The organism is Streptomyces sp. NPDC007991, from assembly GCF_042958445.1.
GTDB lineage: Bacteria > Actinomycetota > Actinomycetes > Streptomycetales > Streptomycetaceae > Streptomyces.
On record NZ_JBIBJD010000009.1, the window covers coordinates 275,702 to 294,933 of the forward strand.

The following is a 19,232-nucleotide window of genomic DNA, read 5'->3' on the forward strand; positions in this document are numbered from 1 at the left end:
CTCGGGTGCTCAGGCACTCGCTTCGGGCCGGGTGTCCGCGTGGGGCGGCCCGGAGTCATCCGAGTCGTCGGCGGGGTCGGGCAGCTCGCGCTCGTCCGCCGCGAGGCGGTCGCCGATGTCGCGCAGTCCCGCGAGGTCGTGCACATCGCCGGGCAGCGCGCCCACTTCCGTCACGGCCACCTCGGGGTGCAGCGCGGTGAAGCGGTCACGCGTGCGCTGCTCACGGGAGAGCAGCTGCATCCGTTCGGCGTGCAGCCTCAGCAGGCCTGCCGTGAGCTGGTCGACGGACCGCTCTCTGTTCTCGGAGTTCTCAGTGTTCTCGGGGTTTTCGGAGTTCTCGGTGGTCCCGGCCTCCTCGGCGTTCTCGGCGGGGGAGCCACCGTCAGAAGCCTCAGCAGCGGCCGGAGCTGGTGTTACGGGTGTGGGAGAGCCTGAACTGTCGTACGTGTCGGGGGAGTTACGAAGTACTGCTTTCCCGCCCTCCTGATCCACAATGCGGGGCTCTTCAAGATTTTCCGCGGCGGCGAGCGCCCGCTCGGCCGACAGCCGGCCGGCGGCGCTGCCGTGGACCCGGTTGAGCACCAGCCCGGCGAGCGGCATCTCCTCCGCGGCCAGCCGCTCCACGAAGTACGCGGCCTCGCGCAGCGCGTCCCGCTCCGGGGCCGCGACCACGAGGAACGCCGTGCCGGGCGCCTGCAGCAGCTTGTACGTGGCGTCCGCACGCGTGCGGAACCCGCCGAAGGTCGTGTCCATCGCGGACACGAACGTCTGGACGTCCTTGAGGAGCTGGCCCCCGAGCAGCTTGCCGAGGGTGCCGGTCATCATCGACATCCCGACGTTCAGGAATTTCATGCCGGCGCGGCCGCCCAGCTTCGCCGGTGCCGTCAGCAGCCGGATCAGCCGCCCGTCCAGGAACGAGCCGAGCCGCTTGGGTGCGTCCAGGAAGTCCAGCGCCGAGCGGGAGGGCGGGGTGTCGACGACGATCAGGTCCCACTCGTCCCTGGCCCGCAGCTGCCCGAGCTTCTCCATCGCCATGTACTCCTGCGTGCCCGCGAAGCCCGCCGAGAGCGACTGGTAGAAGGGGTTGCCCAGGATCGCGGCGGCCCGCTCGGGGTCCGCGTGCGCCTCGACGATCTCGTCGAAGGTGCGCTTCATGTCGAGCATCATCGCGTGCAGCTCGCCGCCCGCGGAGTCGTCGATGCCCTTCACCCGGCGCGGGGTGTTGTCCAGGGAGTCGATGCCCATGGACTGGGCGAGCCGCCGGGCCGGGTCGATGGTGAGGACGACGACCTTGCGGCCCCGCTCGGCCGCGCGCAGCCCCAGGGCCGCCGCGGTCGTGGTCTTGCCGACCCCGCCCGAGCCGCAGCAGACCACGATCCGGGTCTTCGGGTCCGCCAGCAGCGGATCGACGTCGAGGACGCGGGCGGGGGACAGAGGGCGGGCCGGGTCGTGGGTGTGGGCCGGGTCCGGACGACTCATGACATCCCCTGCTTCCGACTCATGACGGGCCTTGCCTGTGTGCTGTTGCGGGGGCCCGGGCCTGTGGTGTTCCCGGGGCCGCGGCCTGCCCGGCTCATGACACGCCCTGCTCGCGCAGCTCGCGGGCCAGTTCGTACAGCCCCGCCAGGTCCATGCCCTCCGCGAACAGCGGCAGTTCGTGCAGCGGCAGGCCCAGCTCGGTGAGCACCGCGCGCTGCTCGTGCTCCAGCGCATACCGCTCGGCGTACTCCTCGGCCTGCGTGAGCAGCGGATCCACCAGCCGCTCCGCGCGCCCGCCGCGCCGCGCCCCGCCGAGTCCGGCGGACGACAGCGACCGCGCAACTGTGGAACGCGGGACCGTCCGGACGAGTTCCAGGTCGGCCGAGTCCAACACCTCCGGCCGCACCATGTTCACGATGATCCGCCCCACCGGCAGCCGCGCCGAGCGCAGCTCGGCGATGCCGTCCACCGTTTCCTGTACGGGCATCTCCTCCAGCAGCGTCACCAGGTGCACGGCCGTCTCCGGCGACTTCAGCACCCGCATCACGGCCTGCGCCTGATTGTGTATCGGGCCGATCTTGGCGAGACCGGCGACCTCGTCGTTGACGTTGAGGAAGCGCGTGATGCGGCCGGTGGGCGGGGCGTCCATGACGACGTAGTCGTACGCGAACCGCCCGTTCTTGTCCTTGCGCCGTACCGCCTCGCACGCCTTGCCGGTGAGGAGGACGTCCCTCAGGCCGGGCGCGATGGTGGTGGCGAAGTCGATCGCGCCGAGCTTCTTCAGGGCCCGTCCGGCGCTGCCCAGCTTGTAGAACATCTGGAGGTAGTCCAGTAGGGCCAGTTCGGGGTCGATGGCCAGCGCGTACACCTCCCCGCCCCCGGGAGCGACCGCGATCTTCCGTTCCTCATAAGGCAGCGCCTCCGTTTCGAAGAGCTGCGCGATTCCCTGGCGGCCCTCGACCTCGACGAGAAGCGTCCGCTTCCCCTCCGTGGCCAGGGCCAGCGCTAGGGCCGCGGCCACCGTGGTCTTGCCGGTACCGCCCTTGCCGCTGACGACCTGGAGCCTGCTCACGTATTCGAGCCTAACCAGTCCGTGCCCGGGCTACGCGGGAGGCTGTGGATAACCGCCGCAGTGGCCGCCGGGCGACCGGGGCGTGGTCGGCCGCGTGGCCCCTGACCGGCAGCGGCTAGAGTCGGCCGCATGACCAAGTGGGAATACGCAACCGTGCCGCTGCTCGTCCACGCCACGAAGCAGATTCTGGACACCTGGGGCGAGGACGGCTGGGAGCTCGTCCAGGTCGTGCCCGGGCCGAACAACCCCGAGCAGCTCGTGGCCTACCTGAAGCGGGAGAAGCAGTAATGGGCGCCGTCGAGGCGAAGCTGGCCGAGCTCGGCCTGGCCCTGCCCGACGTCGTCCCGCCGCTCGCCGCGTACCAGCCGGCCGTGCAGTCCGGGCCGTACGTCTACACCGCCGGGCAGCTCCCGATGGTGGAGGGCAAGCTTCCGGTCACCGGCAAGGTCGGTGCGGAGGTCACCCCGGAGGAGGCCAAGGAGCTGGCACGCACGTGTGCGCTGAACGCGCTGGCCGCCGTCAAGTCCGTCGCCGGTGACCTGGACCGCATCGCGCGTGTGGTGAAGGTCGTGGGCTTCGTGGCCTCGGCCTCGGACTTCACGGGCCAGCCCGCGGTGCTGAACGGCGCCAGCGAGCTGCTCGGCGAGGTCCTCGGCGACAAGGGCGTGCACGCGCGCAGCGCGGTGGGCGTGGCGGTGCTGCCGCTGGACGCGCCGGTGGAGGTCGAGATCCAGGTGGAGCTCGCGTAACCCCCTTTAGTGGGGTCCTGGCTGCGGTCCCCGCCCCCGGGGCCACTCGAACATCCGCCCGTCACGGGATAGCCTCGCGCCCATGGCGAACGGTCAGTGGTACCCCCCGGAGTGGCCGGACCGCATCCGCGCACTCGCGGCCGGCACCCTCACCCCGGTGACCCCCAGGCGCGCGGCCACCGTCATGCTCCTGAAGGACACCGGCACCGGCCCCGCCGTCCATATGCTGCGCAGACGCGCCTCCATGGCCTTCGCCGGAGGCGCGTACGCCTATCCGGGCGGCGGCGTCGACCCCCGGGACGACGACCATCAGGTCCGCTGGGCGGGCCCCACGCGCGCGTGGTGGGCGGACCGGCTCGGTGTCGACCAGACGACGGCCCAGGCGATCGTCTGCGCGGCCGTCCGGGAGACGTACGAGGAGGCGGGCGTGCTGCTCGCCGGCGAGACGCCCGACTCGGTCGTCGGCGACACCACCGGCGCCGGCTGGGAGGCCGACCGCGGCGCCCTGGTCGCCCGGGACCTGTCCTTCGCGGAATTCCTGGACCGCCGCGGCCTGGTCCTGCGCTCCGACCTGCTCGGTGCCTGGACCCGCTGGATCACCCCGGAGTTCGAGGCCCGCCGCTACGACACCTGGTTCTTCGTGGCCGCCCTGCCCGAGGGCCAGCGCACCCGCAACGCCTCCACGGAGGCCGACCACGCGGTGTGGATCACCCCGGGCGAGGCGGCGGCCGGGTACGACAGGGGCGAGCTGCTGATGATGCCGCCGACCATCGCGACCCTGCGTCAACTGGCGGCGTACGAGAGCGCGGCCCAGGCGCTCGCGGCCGCCCCCGCCCGGGACCTCACGCCCGTCCTGGCCACCGCCCGCCTGGTGGACGGCGAGATCCTGCTCTCCTGGCCCGGCCACGACGAGTTCACCAAGCACATCCCGACCGCCCGTACCGGTGGAGGCGGCGCATGACGGACGCAGCAGCCCTTCCCGGCCAGCCCCGCGGCGGGGTCCTCTCGGGGCCCGCCACCGCGCGGGCCGTCAACGTCCTGGCCCCCAACCCGTCGGCGATGACCCTGGACGGCACGAACACCTGGATCCTGTCCGAGCCCGACTCGGACCTGGCGGTGGTGGTCGACCCGGGCCCCCTCGACGACGGGCATCTGCGCCATGTCGTCGCCACGGCCGAGCGGGCCGGCAAGCGCGTCGCCCTCACCCTGCTGACCCACGGTCATCCCGACCACGCGGCGGGCGCCGCCCGGTTCGCCGAACTGACCGGCACGCGCGTGCGTGCGCTCGATCCGGCACTGCGGCTGGGCGACGAGGGCCTGTCCGCCGGGGAGGTGATCACCACCGGCGGTCTCGAACTGAGGATCGTCCCGACCCCCGGCCACACCGCCGACTCCCTCTCCTTCCATCTCCCGGCCGACCAGGCCGTCCTGACCGGCGACACGATCCTGGGGCGCGGGACGACGGTCGTGGCCCACCCCGACGGCCGTCTCGGTGACTACCTGGACTCCCTGCGGCGCCTGAGGTCCCTCACGGTCGACGACGGCGTCCACACGGTGCTGCCGGGCCACGGACCGGTCCTGGAGGACGCCCAGGGCGTCGTCGAGTACTACCTCGCCCACCGCGCCCACCGCCTGGCCCAGGTCGAGACGGCCGTCGAGGACGGCTACCGCACCCCCGGGCAGGTCGTCGCCCACGTCTACGCCGACGTCGACCGCTCCCTGTGGCCGGCGGCGGAACTGTCGGTGCGGGCGCAGTTGGACTACCTGGAGGAACACGGGCTCATCTGACCGTGCCCCCTGGTCCGACCGCGCCCCGTACGACGTCGGGCCCCGTCTCGCGAGGAGACGGGGCCCGACGTCGTACGGGGCGCGTGCGCGTCAGCGCGAGCGCTTGGCGAGGCGCTCCACGTCCAGGAGGATCACCGCGCGGGCCTCCAGGCGCAGCCAGCCGCGCTGGGCGAAGTCCGCCAGGGCCTTGTTGACCGTCTCGCGGGACGCGCCGACCAGCTGGGCCAGTTCCTCCTGCGTGAGGTCGTGGACGACGTGGATGCCCTCCTCGGACTGCACGCCGAACCGGCGCGAGAGGTCCAGCAGGGCCCGGGCGACACGGCCCGGGACGTCCGAGAAGACGAGGTCGGACATCGCGTCGTTGGTCTTGCGCAGCCGGCGTGCGACGGCGCGCAGGAGCGCCGTGGCCACCTCGGGGCGGGCGTTCAGCCAAGGCTGGAGGTCGCCGTGGCCGAGGCCGAGCAGCTTGACCTCGGTCAGCGCCGTGGCGGTCGCGGTGCGCGGGCCCGGGTCGAAGAGCGACAGCTCGCCGATGAGCTCGCCGGGGCCGACCACGGCCAGCATGTTCTCGCGGCCGTCGGGGGACGTGCGGTGGAGCTTGACCTTGCCCTCCGTGACCACGTACAGGCGGTCGCCGGGGTCACCCTCGTGGAACAGCGAGTCGCCGCGCGCGAGGGTCACCTCACTCATGGAGGCGCGGAGCTCCGCGGCCTGCTCGTCGTCGAGCGCCGCGAAGAGCGGATTGCGCCGCAGAACGTCGTCCACGAGTTCTCTCCTTGTCGACCTGCTCAGGGGCTGTCGCCCCCGCGTACCAAGGCACCGTGGTGCCCATTTTGCCTGACGGTCCAAACAGTGTGATCTGTCACAAGGATGCCGCACACATGTCCCGGGGTACGCGGCAGGGGTCCAATTGGACGCCGATCTTCGGGGTCCGGGCCGGATGTCGGTGCCGGGCCTTAGGCTGGCCGGGTGTCCAAATCGCCGGTGAGAGCACAGGCCGAGGGGGCTGGGCGGGTGGTTGTACGTCGCGATTCCGCTGTGGGCGAACAGAGTCCCGATGGCGGTAGGAAAACGGCGAAAGCGACAGGGGAGGCGACGCCTTCCGGGAAGCCGACGCCGGCGAAGAAGGCGCTTGCCGGGAAGGGCGGGGCCGCGAGTAAGCAGGCATCTGCGATGCAGGCTGCGGCGGTGAAGAAGACGGCGGCTGCGAAGAAGGCCGCGTCTGCGAGGAAGACGGCGGCTGTGAAGAAGGCTTCGTCTGCGAAAAAGACCGCGTCTGCGACAAGGGATGCGGCTGTGAAAGAGACCGCGTCCGCTAGGAAGACCGCGTCCGTGAAGAAGGCCTCCGCCGCCAAGAAGACCGTGTCCGCGAAGAAGGCCGCGTCCGTGAAGAAGGCCTCCGCCGCCAAGAAGACCGTGTCCGCGAAGAAGGCCGCGTCCGCGAAGAAGGCCCCCGCCGCCAAGAAGGCCCCGCCTGTGAAGAAGGCCCCCGCCGCCAAGAAGGTCACCGTCGCGCCCAAGAAGGCCACGGCCCGCATCCAGGGCGCGGCCCCGGCCAGGACCGTCGTGCACCCGCCCAGCGGTGAGTCGCGTACCGCCCTGGTCCGCCGGGCCCGCCGGATCAACCGTGAGCTCGCCGAGGTCTACCCGTACGCCCACCCGGAGCTGGACTTCACCAACCCCTTCCAGCTGGTCGTCGCCACGGTCCTGTCCGCGCAGACCACCGACCTGCGCGTCAACCAGACGACCCCCGCCCTCTTCGCGAAGTACCCCACCCCCGAGGACCTGGCCGCCGCCAACCCGGAGGAGGTGGAGGAGATCCTCCGCCCGTGCGGCTTCTTCCGGGCCAAGACGAAGTCGGTCATAGGGCTGTCCAAGGCCCTGGTGGAGGACTTCGGCGGTGAGGTCCCCGGCCGGCTCGAGGACCTGGTCAAGCTGCCCGGCGTCGGCCGCAAGACCGCGTTCGTCGTGCTCGGCAACGCCTTCGGCCGGCCCGGCATCACCGTGGACACGCACTTCCAGCGCCTGGTGCGCCGCTGGCAGTGGACCGCCGAGACCGACCCGGACAAGATCGAGGCGGCGATCGGCGCGCTCTTTTCGAAGAGCGACTGGACGGACCTCTCGCACCACGTGATCTGGCACGGCCGCCGTATCTGTCACGCCCGCAAGCCCGCCTGCGGCGCCTGCCCCATCGCCCCGCTCTGCCCGGCGTACGGCGAGGGCGAGACCGATCCGGAGAAGGCGAAGAAGCTGCTCAAGTACGAGAAGGGCGGCTTCCCCGGCCAGCGTCTGAACCCCCCGCAGGCCTACCTGGACGCGGGCGGCAAACCGGCGCCGCCGCTGGGGGCCGGATGAGCCGCCCCACGAGCCCCCCGATCAGGGGATCGCGGTCGTTCGCGGAACGATCTCAGGGCCGCCGTGCGTTGGAAGCGGCAGGACGACGGGGGTGGCGATGACGCGGGCGAGCAATACACAGGGCGGCCGGGTGGCGGTCAGCAAGGAGGGGCTGCCCGCCTGGCTGGACCCGGTGGTGCACGCCGTGGAGACGGTCCGGCCCCGGCAGCTGAGCCGCTTCCTGCCCCCGGAGGACGGCGCCGGGCGCCAGTCCGCCGTACTGATCCTGTTCGGGGAGGGCGAGCGCGGGCCGGAGCTGCTGCTCATGGAGCGTGCGAGCTCCCTGCGCTCGCACGCAGGGCAGCCCTCCTTCCCCGGCGGCGCCCTCGACCCGGAGGACGGCGACCCGCAGGGCGACGGCCCACTGCGGGCCGCCCTGCGCGAGGCCGAGGAGGAGACCGGCCTCGACCCCTCGGGCGTCCAGCTCTTCGGCGTCCTGCCCAGGCTCTACATCCCGGTCAGCGGCTTCGTCGTCACCCCGGTGCTGGGCTGGTGGCGTGAGCCCAGCCCGGTCGGGGTCGTCGATCCGAACGAGACCGCCAGGGTCTTCACCGTCCCCGTGGTGGATCTCACGGATCCCGACAACCGCGCCACCACCGTCCACCCCAGCGGCCACCGAGGTCCGGCATTTCTGGTCGAATCGGCACTTGTCTGGGGTTTCACGGCCGGAATCATCGACCGGCTGCTGCACTACGCGGGCTGGGAGCGGCCCTGGGACCGCGAGAAGCAGGTCCCGCTCGACTGGCGCGCATGACAGGGTGGCCTCCGTGAACGTGCTGGACATCTTGTTGCTGGTCGCCGCCGTGTGGTTCGCGGTCGTGGGGTACCGCCAGGGGTTCGTCGTCGGCATCCTGTCGGTGACCGGCTTCCTGGGCGGCGGTCTCGTCGCGGTCTACGCGCTGCCCGTCATCTGGGACGCGATCACGGACAACGCGGAGGTGAACACGACCGCGGCCGTCGTCGCGGTCGTCGTCGTCATCGTCTGCGCCTCCGTCGGCCAGGCCCTCACCACCCACCTCGGCAACAAGCTGCGCCGGCACATCACCTGGTCCCCGGCCCGGGCCCTGGACGCCACCGGCGGCGCCCTGGTCAACGTCGTGGCGATGCTCCTGGTCGCCTGGCTGATCGGCTCGGCCCTCGCGGGCACCACGCTGCCGACGCTCGGCAAGGAGGTCCGCAACTCCAAGGTGCTCCTCGGTGTCTCCCAGGCGCTGCCGGACCAGGCCGCCACCTGGTTCGCGGACTTCTCCTCGGTCCTCGCGCAGAACGGCTTCCCGCAGGTCTTCAGCCCGTTCTCGAACGAGCCGATCACCGACGTCCAGCCCCCGGACCCGGCCCTGGCGAACAGCCCGGTGGCCACCCGCGCCCAGCGCTCCATCGTCAAGGTCATGGGCACGGCCCCGAGCTGCGGCAAGGTCCTGGAGGGCACCGGCTTCGTCTTCGACGACCGCCGCGTCATGACCAACGCGCATGTGGTGGGCGGCGTCGACGAGCCGACCGTGCAGATAGGCGGTGAGGGCAGGAAGTACGACGCCACGGTCGTGCTCTACGACTGGCGGCGCGACATCGCCGTCCTCGACGTGCCGGACCTCAAGGCGCCCGTGCTGCGGTTCACCACCAAGGACGCGGGCAGCGGCGACGGCGCGATCGTCGCGGGCTTCCCGGAGAACGGGGCGTACGACGTGCGGGCCGCGCGCGTGCGGGGACGCATCACGGCCAACGGCCCGGACATCTACCACCGCGGCACGGTCCGCCGCGACGTCTACTCCCTCTACGCGAACGTCCGCCAGGGCAACTCCGGCGGCCCGCTGCTCACCCCCGACGGCAGGGTCTACGGCGTGGTCTTCGCCAAGTCCCTCGACGACGCCGAGACGGGTTACGCGCTCACGGTGGACGAGATCCAGCAGGACATCACCAAGGGGCGCACCGCCAACCAGCAGGTGGGCAGCGACAGCTGCGCGCTCTAGGCCCTAGGAGCGGCCCTGGGGGCGAGCAGGTCGGGGCGTCACTCGCGCGAGTGACGCCTCAGTCGCGTGTGTGACGCAGACGTACGGAGACCCAGCGGGCCCGGCGGCGGAGGATGCGCGGAATCCCGACCCGGGGGTCCGCTGTCACCATCTGCGGTGCACCGCTTCGCTGGTGGGGGTTCGCACCGCCCGCCGAGCGGCGATTGCGGCTTGCGTCACTGTAGTCGTGCGTCCAGCCCATACCCGGACGTGTGCCCCTGCCCCATGGTCGATAACCGCCCCCGGAGCGCCCAATTGGCCTATGCGCCGGGCAATTGGCCGTTCGTCGGAGACAAGCGTTCAGGCGCGGACACCGGCCGCGGCCATTCGGTCACCGATCGGGTTCGGGATCCTTCAGCCAGTTGATGAGCTCCGAGGAGAACGCGACCGGGTCCTCCTCGTGCGGGAAGTGGCCGAGGCCGTCGAACAGGCGCCAGCGGTAAGGGGCTTCGACGTACTCGCCGGACCCGGCCGCGCTGCGCGTGCGCATCACGGGGTCGAGCGAGCCGTGCAGATGGAGCGTCGGCACGCGCACGGGCCGCTTCATCCGGCGGTTGAACTGGATGCCGTCCGGGCGGGCCAGGGAGCGCACCATCCAGCGGTACGGCTCGACCGCGCAGTGCGCCGCGGAGGGGATGCACATGGCCCGGCGGTAGTTCTCCAGTGCCTCGTCCTCCGGCGGGCGCGGCCCGGACCAGTCCTGGATCAGTTCGGCCACGAGCGCCCCGTCGTCGGCCGTGAGCTGCCGCTCCGGGATCCAGGGCCGCTGGAACCCCCAGATGTGTGAACCGGCGCGGGTCTGCTTGACGTCTCGCAGCATGGCCGCGCGCCAGCGCCGCGGATGTGGCATGGACGCGACCGCCAGCCGCCGTACGAGCTTGGGGCGCATCGCGGCCGCCGTCCACGCCAGGTATCCGCCCAGGTCGTGGCCGACCAGCGCGGCGTCCGGCTCACCGAGCGAGCGGATGACGCCGGTGACGTCGAGCGCGAGGTTGGCGGGGTCGTAACCGCGTGGGGTGCGGTCGCTGCCCCCGACGCCCCGCAGGTCCATGGCGACGGCCCGGAAGCCGGCGTCGGCGAGCGCCACCAGCTGGTGCCGCCAGGTCCACCAGAACTGCGGGAAGCCGTGCAGCAGCAGGACCAGCGGCCCGTCGCCCAGCTCGGCGATGTGGAAGCGGGCGCCGTTGGCGGCGACGTCGCGGTGACTCCAGGGGCCGTCCAGCCGCACGGCCGAAGCCGGTTGTGCCGAAGGTGTGGCGGGATCGGTCATGACGACGAGCGTGCCACAGCCTCGATGGCCTCGGGGACCCGGTCCTTGGGGAGCTCGGGCCGCGGGTGCGGCTTGGCCTTCTGGAAGACGCCCGCGGTCTCCTTCATCGAGGCGGCGACCTTCTGCGGGCCCTGGCTCTTCTTGGCCTTCTTCGCGAAGACCATGCCGATCAGCGCCAGCACGACCGCGACGAGGACGTTCGCCGCGAAGGAGAGCAGGAAGCAGATCGCCAGGTTCCAGTCGGACCAGGTGCGGATGCCGTACGCCAGCGCGAAGTTCAGCATCGGCAGCGAGAACAGCAGTACCGCCCCCGCCATCGAGAAGGCGCCGCCGCTGGTCGCGCCGCGCTTCACGTCCTGCTTGAGCTGCGCCTTGGCCAGCGCGATCTCGTCGTGCACCAGTGCCGACATTTCCGCCGTCGCCGAGGCGAACAGCTGGCCGATGGTGCGTTCGGCGCCGACCGGGCTGCCGTCGGGTGCGCTCATCGCGGTCTCCCTCTTCTGCGTACGGTCCGATGTCCGCGTCTTGTGCCTGACTCGCCGCAGTCGTCCCACTGCGTACGGCCTGACTGCGTACGGTCCCGTCTTTTGTACCGTCTCGTCAGATCATGCCGGACGGTGGTGGTCATCGCCTGCCCCGCCCGGTACTTCGGCAAGCCCGTGGTGCGCGGCCGCCTTCTCCCGGGCGATCCGGCGGTGTTCGGCGGCCTTGCGTTCGTAGAGGTCGGCCAGCCGCTCGTGATAGGCCGGGTCGTCCTCCTCGTAGACGTCCGGGATGCCGTCGGCGTCCTCGTCGCGTTCCTCGTTCTCCCACAGGCGACGGTACTTGGCGTTGCGCAGCTTCAGCAGCACGGTCGCGAGTGTCGCGGCGATGAGCGAGCCCAGCAGCACCGAGGCCTTGATCTCGTCGGTCATCGCCTGGTCGCCCTCGAAGGCGAGTTCGCCGATCAGCAGCGACACGGTGAAGCCGATGCCGGCGAGACTCGCCACCGCGAACACGTCCGCCCAGGCGAGGTCGTCGCTGAGCGACGCCCGGGTGAAACGGGCCGTCAGCCACGTCCCGCCGAAGATGCCGAGCGCCTTGCCGACGACCAGGCCGAGGACGACGCCGAGGGTCTCGGGCCGGGTGAACACATCGGCGACCGCGCCGCCGGAGACGGCGACACCGGCGCTGAAGAGCGCGAACAGCGGTACGGCCAGCCCCGCCGACAGGGGCCGTACGAGGTGCTCGATGCGCTCGCCGGGGGAATGGGCCTCGCCCTCGTGCCGGTGGCAGCGCAGCATCAGGCCCATGGCGACGCCGGCGATGGTGGCGTGGACGCCGCTGTTGTACATCAGCGCCCAGATGACGAGCGCGAGCGGCATGTACACGTACCAGCCGCGCACGCCGAGGCGCAGCAGCAGCCAGAAGACGGCCAGGCCCGCGACGGCGCCGCCGAGCGCGGCGAAGTTCAGGCTGTCGGTGAAGAACACCGCGATGATCAGGATCGCGAAGAGGTCGTCGACGACGGCGAGCGTGAGCAGGAAGGCCCGCAGCGCGCTGGGCAGGGACGTGCCGATGACCGCGAGTACGGCGAGCGCGAACGCGATGTCCGTGGCGGTGGGCACGGCCCAGCCGGCCTGCGAACCGCCGCCGATGACGTTGGTGACGACGTAGACCAGCGCTGGTACGGCCATCCCGCACAGCGCGGCGACGACCGGCAGCGCGGCGGCCTTGGGGTCGCGCAGATCGCCGGCGACGAGCTCGCGCTTGAGCTCGATCCCGGCGACGAAGAAGAAGACCGCCAGCAGCCCGTCGGCGGCCCAGTGCGCGACGGACAGGTTCAGGCCGAGGGAGGCGGGGCCCAGGTGGAAGTGGGCGACGCTCTCGTAGCTGTCGTGCAGCGCGGGGATGTTCGCCCACAGCAGCGCGGCGACAGCGGCGGCGAGCAGCAGCACCCCGCCGACGGTCTCGGTACGCAGCGCGTCCGCGATGTAGGTCCGCTCGGGGAGGGAGAGCCGGCCGAGGACCTTGCGGGGGGTGTCGGGGCGGGGCGCGGTCACGGGGGAGACCTCCGGTCGGTGGGCAGGGCTGTACGCAATGCCGACCAGACTTCCCGGCGCACCATGGAGCAGTTGTTTTTCTTAGTCTAGGTAAACATATAGCCGGGCGCACCCGGTGATCACCGGCGGGGTGCGCAGGGGCACCGTCGGCGATCACCACGCGGGGTGCGCAGGGGCACCCGTCGTACCGACCGCCGGGTGCCCCTGCGTCCGCCGCGCCATGCCTGTGCCGTGCTCAGTCCTCGCTGGGCGCGGCCGGCAGCTTGGCCTGGATGAGGTCCATGACCGTGGAGTCGGTCAGCGTCGTGACGTCACCGAGCTGGCGGTTCTCGGCGACGTCCCGCAGCAGACGGCGCATGATCTTGCCGGAGCGGGTCTTGGGCAGCTCGGCCACCGGCAGGATCCGCTTGGGCTTGGCGATCGGGCCGAGCGCGTTGCCGACGTGGGTGCGCAGCTCGGCGACCAGGGTCTCGGTCTCGGAGGCCGTGCCGCGCAGGATCACGAAGGCGACGATCGCCTGCCCGGTCGTCTCGTCCGCCGCGCCGACCACGGCCGCCTCGGCGACCGAGGGGTGGGAGACGAGCGCGGACTCGACCTCCGTGGTGGAGATGTTGTGCCCGGAGACGAGCATGACGTCGTCGACCCGGCCGAGCAGCCAGATGTCGCCGTCCTCGTCCTTCTTCGCGCCGTCACCGGCGAAGTACTTGCCCTCGAAGCGCGACCAGTACGTGTCGATGAAGCGCTGGTCGTCGCCCCAGATGGTGCGCAGCATCGACGGCCACGGCTCGGTCAGCACCAGGTAGCCGCCACCGCCGTTGGGCACCTCGTTCGCCTCGTCGTCGACGACTGTGGCGGAGATGCCGGGCAGCGGTGTCTGCGCGGACCCGGGCTTGGCCGCCGTCACACCCGGCAGCGGGGTGATCATCATCGCGCCGGTCTCGGTCTGCCACCAGGTGTCCACGACCGGGGTGCGGTCGCCGCCGATGTTCTTGCGGTACCAGATCCACGCCTCGGGGTTGATCGGCTCGCCCACCGAGCCCAGCACGCGCAGGCTGGACAGGTCGAACTTGGCGGGGATGTCGTCGCCCCACTTCATGAACGTACGGATCGCGGTCGGCGCGGTGTAGAGGATCGTCACGCCGTACTTCTGGACGATCTCCCAGAAGCGGCCCTGGTGCGGTGTGTCGGGCGTGCCCTCGTACATGACCTGCGTCGCGCCGTTGGCGAGCGGTCCGTAGACGATGTACGAGTGGCCGGTGACCCAGCCGACGTCGGCGGTGCACCAGTAGACGTCCGTCTCCGGCTTGAGGTCGAAGACGGCGTGGTGGGTGTAGGCGGTCTGCGTGAGGTAGCCGCCGGAGGTGTGCAGGATGCCCTTCGGCTTACCCGTGGTGCCCGAGGTGTAGAGGATGAACAGCGGGTGCTCGGCGTTGAACGCCTGCGGGGTGTGCTCGGCGCTCTGCCGCCCGACGAGGTCGTGCCACCACACGTCACGGCCCTCGGTGAAGGCGACCTCCTGGCCCGTGCGGCGCACGACCAGGACGTGCTCCACGTTGCCCGCCTTCTCGACCGCCTCGTCCACGGCCGGCTTCAGCGCGGACGGCTTGCCGCGCCGGTAGCCGCCGTCGGAGGTGATGACCACGCGCGCGTCGGCGTCCTGGATGCGGGTGGCGAGGGCGTCCGAGGAGAAACCGCCGAAGACGACGGAGTGCGCGGCGCCGATGCGGGCGCAGGCCAGCATCGCGATCGCCGTCTCGGGGATCATCGGCATGTAGACGGCGACCCGGTCGCCGGCCTGGACCCCCAGTTCCAGCAGGGCGTTGGCGGCCCTGGAGACCTCGTCCTTGAGCTCGGCGTAGGTGATGGCACGGCTGTCGCCGGGCTCGCCCTCGAAGTGGATCGCGACCCGGTCGCCGTGCCCGGCCTCCACGTGCCGGTCGACGCAGTTGTAGGCGACGTTGAGCTCGCCGTCCTTGAACCACTTGGCGAACGGCGGGTTCGACCAGTCGAGGGTCTCGGTGGGCTCCTTGGCCCAGGTCAGCCGACGGGCCTGCTCGGCCCAGAAGCCGAGCCTGTCAGCCTTGGCCTGTTCATACGCCTCCGCGGTGACGTTGGCGTTGGCGGCCAGGTCGGCGGGGGGTGCGAACCTGCGCTCTTCCTTGAGCAGGTTGGCCAGGCTTTCGTTGCTCACGGCATCTGCCTTTCCCAGGGTGTCCGTTGTGTCCCAGGCCACAGCTCATCAGACCCGGGGGTGCGATGACAAGCGCCGACCGCCGATTGGTTTAGACCTGTGGGGCGGTGGGTCGGCAGCCGGCGTCATCCGTACCCACGGACGCCGACCAGGGAAAGTTCAGCCTGTGTAACACGCGTCACGCATGGGGCGGGCGCGGGGCTTGCGGGTGGTGGGGGTGTGCCGGCGGGGTGTGCGGCCGGCAGGCCGTCGGGCCGTCCGGGCCGCACACCCGTGCGCGAGCCGGGCTCAGGCCGTCAGGTCCGCCTCGCGTACGCGGTCGAAGACGCTGCCGTCGTCCGTCTCGGTGAGCAGGTAGGCCTCGGCCTCGCCCACGTGGAAGTACATCCCGTGCAGCTCCAGGGAGCCCTTGGCGAGGGCCCGGGCCACCGAGTCGTGGGCGCGCAGATGCTCCAGCTGCTGGACCACGTTGGTCAGGCAGAGCTGCTCGACCGCGTCCTCGGGGGCCCGCCCGGCCAGCCTGCCCCACGGCCCGCTGTCGTCCGCCATGCGCTGCAGGCTCGGCAGAGCGTGCCGCAGCCACCGTTTCAGCGGTGTCCGGTCGCCGCCGGGCTCGGAGTTGAGCAGCGCCTGCATGGCGCCGCAGCCCGAGTGCCCGCACACCGTGATGGACCGCACCTGGAGCACGTCGACGGCGTACTCGATCGCGGCCGCCACCGAGTCGTCGCCGCTCTCCTCGCCCGGCCGTGGGACGAGGTTGCCCACGTTGCGCACGACGAACAGGTCGCCCGGACCACTGGAGGTGATCATCGAGGTGACCAGCCGCGAGTCGGCGCAGGTCAGGAAGAGCTGCGACGGCCGCTGCCCCTCACGCGCCAGCCGGGCCAGCTCGCTGCGCACCAGGGGCGCGGTGTTGCGCTGGAACGCGCTGATGCCACGCGCCAGTTCGTGCCCACTGGCTCCGCCGGTGCCCTTCGGGTCCGGGTCGGTGCGGTCCGTCCCGCCCGGGGCGTTCGGGGAAGGGGGAGCGGACGGGGAGCGGTCGCACTGGTGGTTGCGCCAGGGCGTCCAGGGCCGGCACCGGCAGCCGGTGAGGGCCCGGGGCTCGGAGAGGCGGATGCCGGGGTGCCGGCCGGTGATCTCGACGGTGCCGCCCTGCGCGGTGTGCGTCTTCTGCCAGTCCTGCAGCGTCTCGTACGCCGCGTGGTCCATGAACGACCCGTCCAGCTCGACGACGGTGTCGGCGCCGTGGGGTACGACATGCAGGGCCCGGCTGAGCCGTGGCACCGCGAGGAACGTCAACTGTCCTCTGACGTGTACGTGATGGACTCCTTCCGTCTCTTCGTGCGTGATGCGGGTGCGGGTGAGGCGGTGCAGGGCGACGCCGACGGCCATGGCGACGCCCAGGGCGACGCCCTCCAGGACGCCGAGGGACACGACGCCGAGGGTCGTGACGGCGTACACCCACACCTCTCGGTGGCGCGTCACCGTGCGGATGTGGTGCAGGGACACCATCTGGATGCCGACGGCCATCACCAGGGCGGCGAGCGAGGCGAGCGGGATGAGCTCCAGGATCGGGACCATCAGCAGCGCGGCGATCACTACGAGAACGCCATGCAGCATCGTGGAGTTCCGGCTCACCGCGCCCGCGTGCACATTCGCCGAAGTCCGCACGGCCACGCCCGCGATGGGCAGTCCGCCGAGCGAGCCGGAGACGATGTTCGCGGCGCCCTGACCGAGCAGTTCGCGGTCGAGGTCGGAGCGCCGGACGCGGGCGGGCAGGTCCGGGCGGCCGGCCACCAGCTTGTCCACGGCTACCGCGCCGAGCAGTGACTGCACGCTGCACACCAGTGTGGTGGTGACCACCGCGGCGACGATGCCGAGCACGGGGCCCTCCGGCAGTCCGGCCAGGGCGTGGTTGCTCCACGACGGCAGGTCGACCTTGGGCAGGCGGAGGCCGGCGAGGGAGGCGGCGACGCTGGCTCCGGCGACTGCGACGAGCGCGGCCGGGACCTTGCGCAGCAGGCGTCCGGCCCGGCCGGGCAGTCTCGGCCAGAGCATGAGCAGCGCCAGGGTCAGCACGCTCACCGACACGGACGCCAGGCGCATGTCCGCCAACTGGGCGGGCAGGGCGCGGAGGTTGGCCGGGACGGAACTCTGCGGTGTGCCGCCGAGCACGATGTGCAGCTGGGCGACGGCAATGGTGACGCCGATCCCGGCGAGCATGCCGTGCACGATGGCGGGGCTGACGGCGAGGGCGCCACGGGCCACGCGCAGACAGCCCAGGCCCAGTTGGGCGAGGCCGGCGAGGACGGTGATGGCGCAGGTCGTCCGCCAGCCGTAGCGCTGGATCAGATCGGCGGTGACGACGGTGAGTCCGGCGGCCGGTCCGCTCACCTGGAGCGGAGAGCCGCCGAGCCGTCCGGCGACGAGCCCGCCCACGGCGGCGGCGACGAGGCCGGCCTGGAGCGGTGCGCCGGTGGCGAGGGCGATGCCCAGGGAAAGGGGCAGGGCGATCAGGAAGACCGCGATCGAGGCCGACACGTCGGCACCCGCGATGCGGAATCGGCGCGGGCCGTGGGACGGCGGGCTGTGGGGTGGATGGGTGCGCTCGGTCCGGTTCGGATCGTCGGCGCGGGTGGGGGTGCAGGCTGACATGTGTTTCCCGTCTCCTCCGGGGCTGCGCGGTCGAGCGACGGGCTCCCCGCTCGGGGCGGGGGCCGGTCGCGGCCGTGGTCACGGTGTAATTCGGCGGGATGATTCAACGCTCGGTAAACGGATCGTAATGCAGAGTAAAGGACGGGCATGGACTTTACGGGCAAATGGGCGAATAAATCACTCTGAAGGGTGAAGTGGTTATCCGATCGGCTTGTCGTACTAATTCCTTCTCGGTCTCGTGCGAATTTGGCGGCGCTGTCCGCACCCGAGAGAAGGAAGAAGGTGGGCGGAAATGGCCGCCAGCCACAGGATCGCCGCCGGCTCCGTGATCGCCGCGGTCTGCGCCGTATCGCTCGCCGGTTGCGGGACCGGCACATCGGGGCCCGTGGCCCCCGCCCCGCGGAAGGGCAAGCCGGCTCCGGCGCCGCAGAGCGCGTTGCGGCTGATCGGGGACGGTTCCACCGCCTACACCGGCGCCCAGCCCCATCTGCCCAGGCCGGAGCGGCTGCGGCCCGGCCAGAGGCCCCCGCAGTTCGTCGTCTTCTCCTGGGACGGCGCGGGCGAGGACAGTCAGAAGCTGTTCTCCCGCTTCCGCGAGGTCGCCAAGGCGAACAACGCGACCATGACGTACTTCCTGAGCGGCGTGTACATGCTGCCGGACGAGGAGCGCGACCGGTACCGGCCGCCGCAGCACTCCCCGGGCCGCTCCGACATCGGCTTCAACGACCGCCGCGGCATCGCCGCCACGGTGAAGCAACTGCGTCTGGCGTGGCTGGAGGGCAATGAGATCGGCACTCACTTCAACGGCCACTTCTGCGGCAGCGGCGGCGGGGTCGGCGAGTGGTCCGTGCAGGACTGGAAGGACGAGATCGCCCAGGCCAAGCAGTTCGTGAAGACCTGGAAGACCAACACCGGCCTGAAGGACGCCTCCCCGCTGCCCTTCGACTACGACAAGGAGCTCATCGGCGCCCGCACCCCCTGCCTGGAAGGCCAGCGCAACTTCATGAAGGCGGCCCGCGACCTGGGCTTCCGCTACGACAGCAGCGGCGTCAACGACCAGGTCTGGCCGAAGCAGAAGAACGGCCTGTGGGATGTGTCCATGCAGCTCGTGCCGTTCCCCGGGCACTCCTACGAGCAGCTGAGCATGGACTACAACTTCATGGTCAACCAGTCGGGCACCAGCACCCAGGGCAACCCGGCCATGCACGACTTCTGGGGCGACCAGATGCGCGACGGCCTGCTCAAGGGCTTCCGCCGCGCCTACGACGGCAACCGCGCGCCCCTGATCATCGGGAACCATTTCGAGTCCTGGAACGGCGGCACCTACATGCGGGCCGTCGAAGAGGTCATGGAGACGGTGTGCACCAAGGAGGAGGTGCGCTGTGTCTCGTTCCGGCAGCTCGTGGACTGGCTGGACGCCCAGGATCCGGCGACGCTGCGGAAACTGCGCACGCTGACGGTCGGCGAGGCGCCGAAGCAGGGCTGGGCGTCCTTCCTCGCGGCCAGGCCCGCCGCGGCCCCGAAGGGCGTGCCCGGGGCTCCGGCGGCGAAGTAGCGGCCCGAGTGAAGATGGCCACTCCGCC

Annotated in this window: 17 protein-coding genes; 8 read left to right on the forward strand and 9 right to left on the reverse strand. The window is 71.4% G+C overall.

Going from position 1 to position 19,232, the window contains the following annotated elements:
* Positions 1-9 precede the first annotated feature (9 nt).
* On the reverse strand, positions 10-1,479 hold the full coding sequence (locus tag ACFZDA_RS26620; RefSeq protein ID WP_391086182.1) for an ArsA-related P-loop ATPase: 1,470 nt from the start codon (positions 1,477-1,479) through the stop codon (positions 10-12).
* A gap of 94 nt (positions 1,480-1,573) precedes the next feature.
* Positions 1,574-2,551, reverse strand: a complete 978-nt coding sequence (locus ACFZDA_RS26625) for an ArsA-related P-loop ATPase (RefSeq protein WP_391086183.1) — start codon at positions 2,549-2,551, stop codon at positions 1,574-1,576.
* 129 nt (positions 2,552-2,680) lie between these two features.
* On the opposite strand from ACFZDA_RS26625, the gene ACFZDA_RS26630 reads away from it, so the two are divergent.
* The 4 genes from ACFZDA_RS26630 (at position 2,681) to ACFZDA_RS26645 (ending at position 5,088) form a co-directional block, all read left to right on the forward strand.
* Positions 2,681-2,839 carry a DUF4177 domain-containing protein gene (locus ACFZDA_RS26630; protein ID WP_003991873.1) on the forward strand — a complete coding sequence of 53 codons (159 nt, stop codon included), beginning with the start codon at positions 2,681-2,683 and terminating at the stop codon, positions 2,837-2,839.
* On the forward strand, positions 2,839-3,300 hold the full coding sequence (locus ACFZDA_RS26635; RefSeq protein WP_391086186.1) for an Atu1372/SO_1960 family protein: 462 nt from the start codon (positions 2,839-2,841) through the stop codon (positions 3,298-3,300). Before ACFZDA_RS26630 ends, ACFZDA_RS26635 begins: the two co-directional genes overlap by 1 nt.
* Before the next feature lie 82 nt (positions 3,301-3,382).
* Complete coding sequence (locus ACFZDA_RS26640) at positions 3,383-4,261, forward strand: NUDIX hydrolase (RefSeq protein WP_391086188.1); 879 nt, start codon at positions 3,383-3,385, stop codon at positions 4,259-4,261.
* A complete protein-coding gene (locus tag ACFZDA_RS26645) occupies positions 4,258-5,088 on the forward strand; it encodes an MBL fold metallo-hydrolase (protein ID WP_391086190.1) in 831 nt (276 codons plus the stop codon). Before ACFZDA_RS26640 ends, ACFZDA_RS26645 begins: the two co-directional genes overlap by 4 nt.
* A 90-nt stretch (positions 5,089-5,178) precedes the next feature.
* Here ACFZDA_RS26645 and ACFZDA_RS26650 read toward each other — a convergent pair whose 3' ends face one another.
* Positions 5,179-5,853 (reverse strand): Crp/Fnr family transcriptional regulator, encoded by a 675-nt coding sequence (locus ACFZDA_RS26650; protein ID WP_010031945.1) that lies wholly within the window; start codon positions 5,851-5,853, stop codon positions 5,179-5,181.
* A gap of 567 nt (positions 5,854-6,420) precedes the next feature.
* Here ACFZDA_RS26650 and nth point away from each other — a divergent pair.
* The 3 genes from nth (at position 6,421) to ACFZDA_RS26665 (ending at position 9,449) form a co-directional block, all read left to right on the forward strand.
* Positions 6,421-7,443, forward strand: a complete 1,023-nt coding sequence (gene nth, locus ACFZDA_RS26655) for an endonuclease III (RefSeq protein WP_391086505.1) — start codon at positions 6,421-6,423, stop codon at positions 7,441-7,443.
* Between the two features lie 97 nt (positions 7,444-7,540).
* A complete protein-coding gene (locus tag ACFZDA_RS26660; RefSeq protein ID WP_391086193.1) occupies positions 7,541-8,236 on the forward strand; it encodes an NUDIX domain-containing protein in 696 nt (231 codons plus the stop codon).
* A gap of 13 nt (positions 8,237-8,249) precedes the next feature.
* A complete protein-coding gene (locus ACFZDA_RS26665) occupies positions 8,250-9,449 on the forward strand; it encodes a MarP family serine protease (RefSeq protein ID WP_086561048.1) in 1,200 nt (399 codons plus the stop codon).
* 58 nt (positions 9,450-9,507) lie between these two features.
* Here ACFZDA_RS26665 and ACFZDA_RS26670 read toward each other — a convergent pair whose 3' ends face one another.
* The 6 genes from ACFZDA_RS26670 to ACFZDA_RS26695 all read right to left on the reverse strand — a co-directional run bounded on the left by ACFZDA_RS26670 (position 9,508) and on the right by ACFZDA_RS26695 (position 17,649).
* Positions 9,508-9,690, reverse strand: a complete 183-nt coding sequence (locus ACFZDA_RS26670) for a hypothetical protein (protein WP_078506886.1) — start codon at positions 9,688-9,690, stop codon at positions 9,508-9,510.
* Positions 9,691-9,819: 129 nt separating this feature from the next.
* Positions 9,820-10,758, reverse strand: a complete 939-nt coding sequence (locus tag ACFZDA_RS26675; RefSeq protein ID WP_086561036.1) for an alpha/beta fold hydrolase — start codon at positions 10,756-10,758, stop codon at positions 9,820-9,822.
* Positions 10,755-11,243, reverse strand: a complete 489-nt coding sequence (locus ACFZDA_RS26680; protein WP_391086197.1) for a phage holin family protein — start codon at positions 11,241-11,243, stop codon at positions 10,755-10,757. Before ACFZDA_RS26680 ends, ACFZDA_RS26675 begins: the two co-directional genes overlap by 4 nt.
* A 120-nt stretch (positions 11,244-11,363) precedes the next feature.
* Positions 11,364-12,800, reverse strand: a complete 1,437-nt coding sequence (nhaA, locus tag ACFZDA_RS26685; RefSeq protein WP_391086199.1) for a Na+/H+ antiporter NhaA — start codon at positions 12,798-12,800, stop codon at positions 11,364-11,366.
* A 235-nt stretch (positions 12,801-13,035) separates the two neighbouring features.
* Positions 13,036-14,991, reverse strand: a complete 1,956-nt coding sequence (gene acs / locus ACFZDA_RS26690) for an acetate--CoA ligase (RefSeq protein ID WP_391086201.1) — start codon at positions 14,989-14,991, stop codon at positions 13,036-13,038.
* A gap of 288 nt (positions 14,992-15,279) precedes the next feature.
* Positions 15,280-17,649, reverse strand: coding sequence for a SulP family inorganic anion transporter (locus ACFZDA_RS26695; RefSeq protein ID WP_391086203.1), 2,370 nt, complete (start codon positions 17,647-17,649; stop codon positions 15,280-15,282).
* Between the two features lie 292 nt (positions 17,650-17,941).
* Here ACFZDA_RS26695 and ACFZDA_RS26700 point away from each other — a divergent pair, with 292 nt between their 5' ends.
* Positions 17,942-19,204: a hypothetical protein gene (locus tag ACFZDA_RS26700; protein WP_391086205.1), complete on the forward strand. Its 1,263-nt coding sequence runs from the start codon at positions 17,942-17,944 to the stop codon at positions 19,202-19,204.
* Positions 19,205-19,232: the final 28 nt, after the last annotated feature.

Bases quoted from the DNA above. Each gene is read 5' to 3' on its own strand.
- ACFZDA_RS26640 (WP_391086188.1), top strand. From the start codon at position 3,383: ATGGCGAACGGTCAGTGGTACCCCCCGGAGTGGCCGGACCGCATCCGC.
- ACFZDA_RS26635 (WP_391086186.1), top strand. From the start codon at position 2,839: ATGGGCGCCGTCGAGGCGAAGCTGGCCGAGCTCGGCCTGGCCCTGCCC.
- ACFZDA_RS26620 (WP_391086182.1), bottom strand. From the start codon at position 1,479: ATGAGTCGTCCGGACCCGGCCCACACCCACGACCCGGCCCGCCCTCTG.
- ACFZDA_RS26630 (WP_003991873.1), top strand. From the start codon at position 2,681: ATGACCAAGTGGGAATACGCAACCGTGCCGCTGCTCGTCCACGCCACG.
- ACFZDA_RS26645 (WP_391086190.1), top strand. From the start codon at position 4,258: ATGACGGACGCAGCAGCCCTTCCCGGCCAGCCCCGCGGCGGGGTCCTC.
- ACFZDA_RS26695 (WP_391086203.1), bottom strand. From the start codon at position 17,649: ATGTCAGCCTGCACCCCCACCCGCGCCGACGATCCGAACCGGACCGAG.
- ACFZDA_RS26700 (WP_391086205.1), top strand. From the start codon at position 17,942: ATGGCCGCCAGCCACAGGATCGCCGCCGGCTCCGTGATCGCCGCGGTC.
- ACFZDA_RS26660 (WP_391086193.1), top strand. From the start codon at position 7,541: ATGACGCGGGCGAGCAATACACAGGGCGGCCGGGTGGCGGTCAGCAAG.
- ACFZDA_RS26680 (WP_391086197.1), bottom strand. From the start codon at position 11,243: ATGAGCGCACCCGACGGCAGCCCGGTCGGCGCCGAACGCACCATCGGC.
- ACFZDA_RS26670 (WP_078506886.1), bottom strand. From the start codon at position 9,690: ATGGGCTGGACGCACGACTACAGTGACGCAAGCCGCAATCGCCGCTCG.
- ACFZDA_RS26675 (WP_086561036.1), bottom strand. From the start codon at position 10,758: ATGACCGATCCCGCCACACCTTCGGCACAACCGGCTTCGGCCGTGCGG.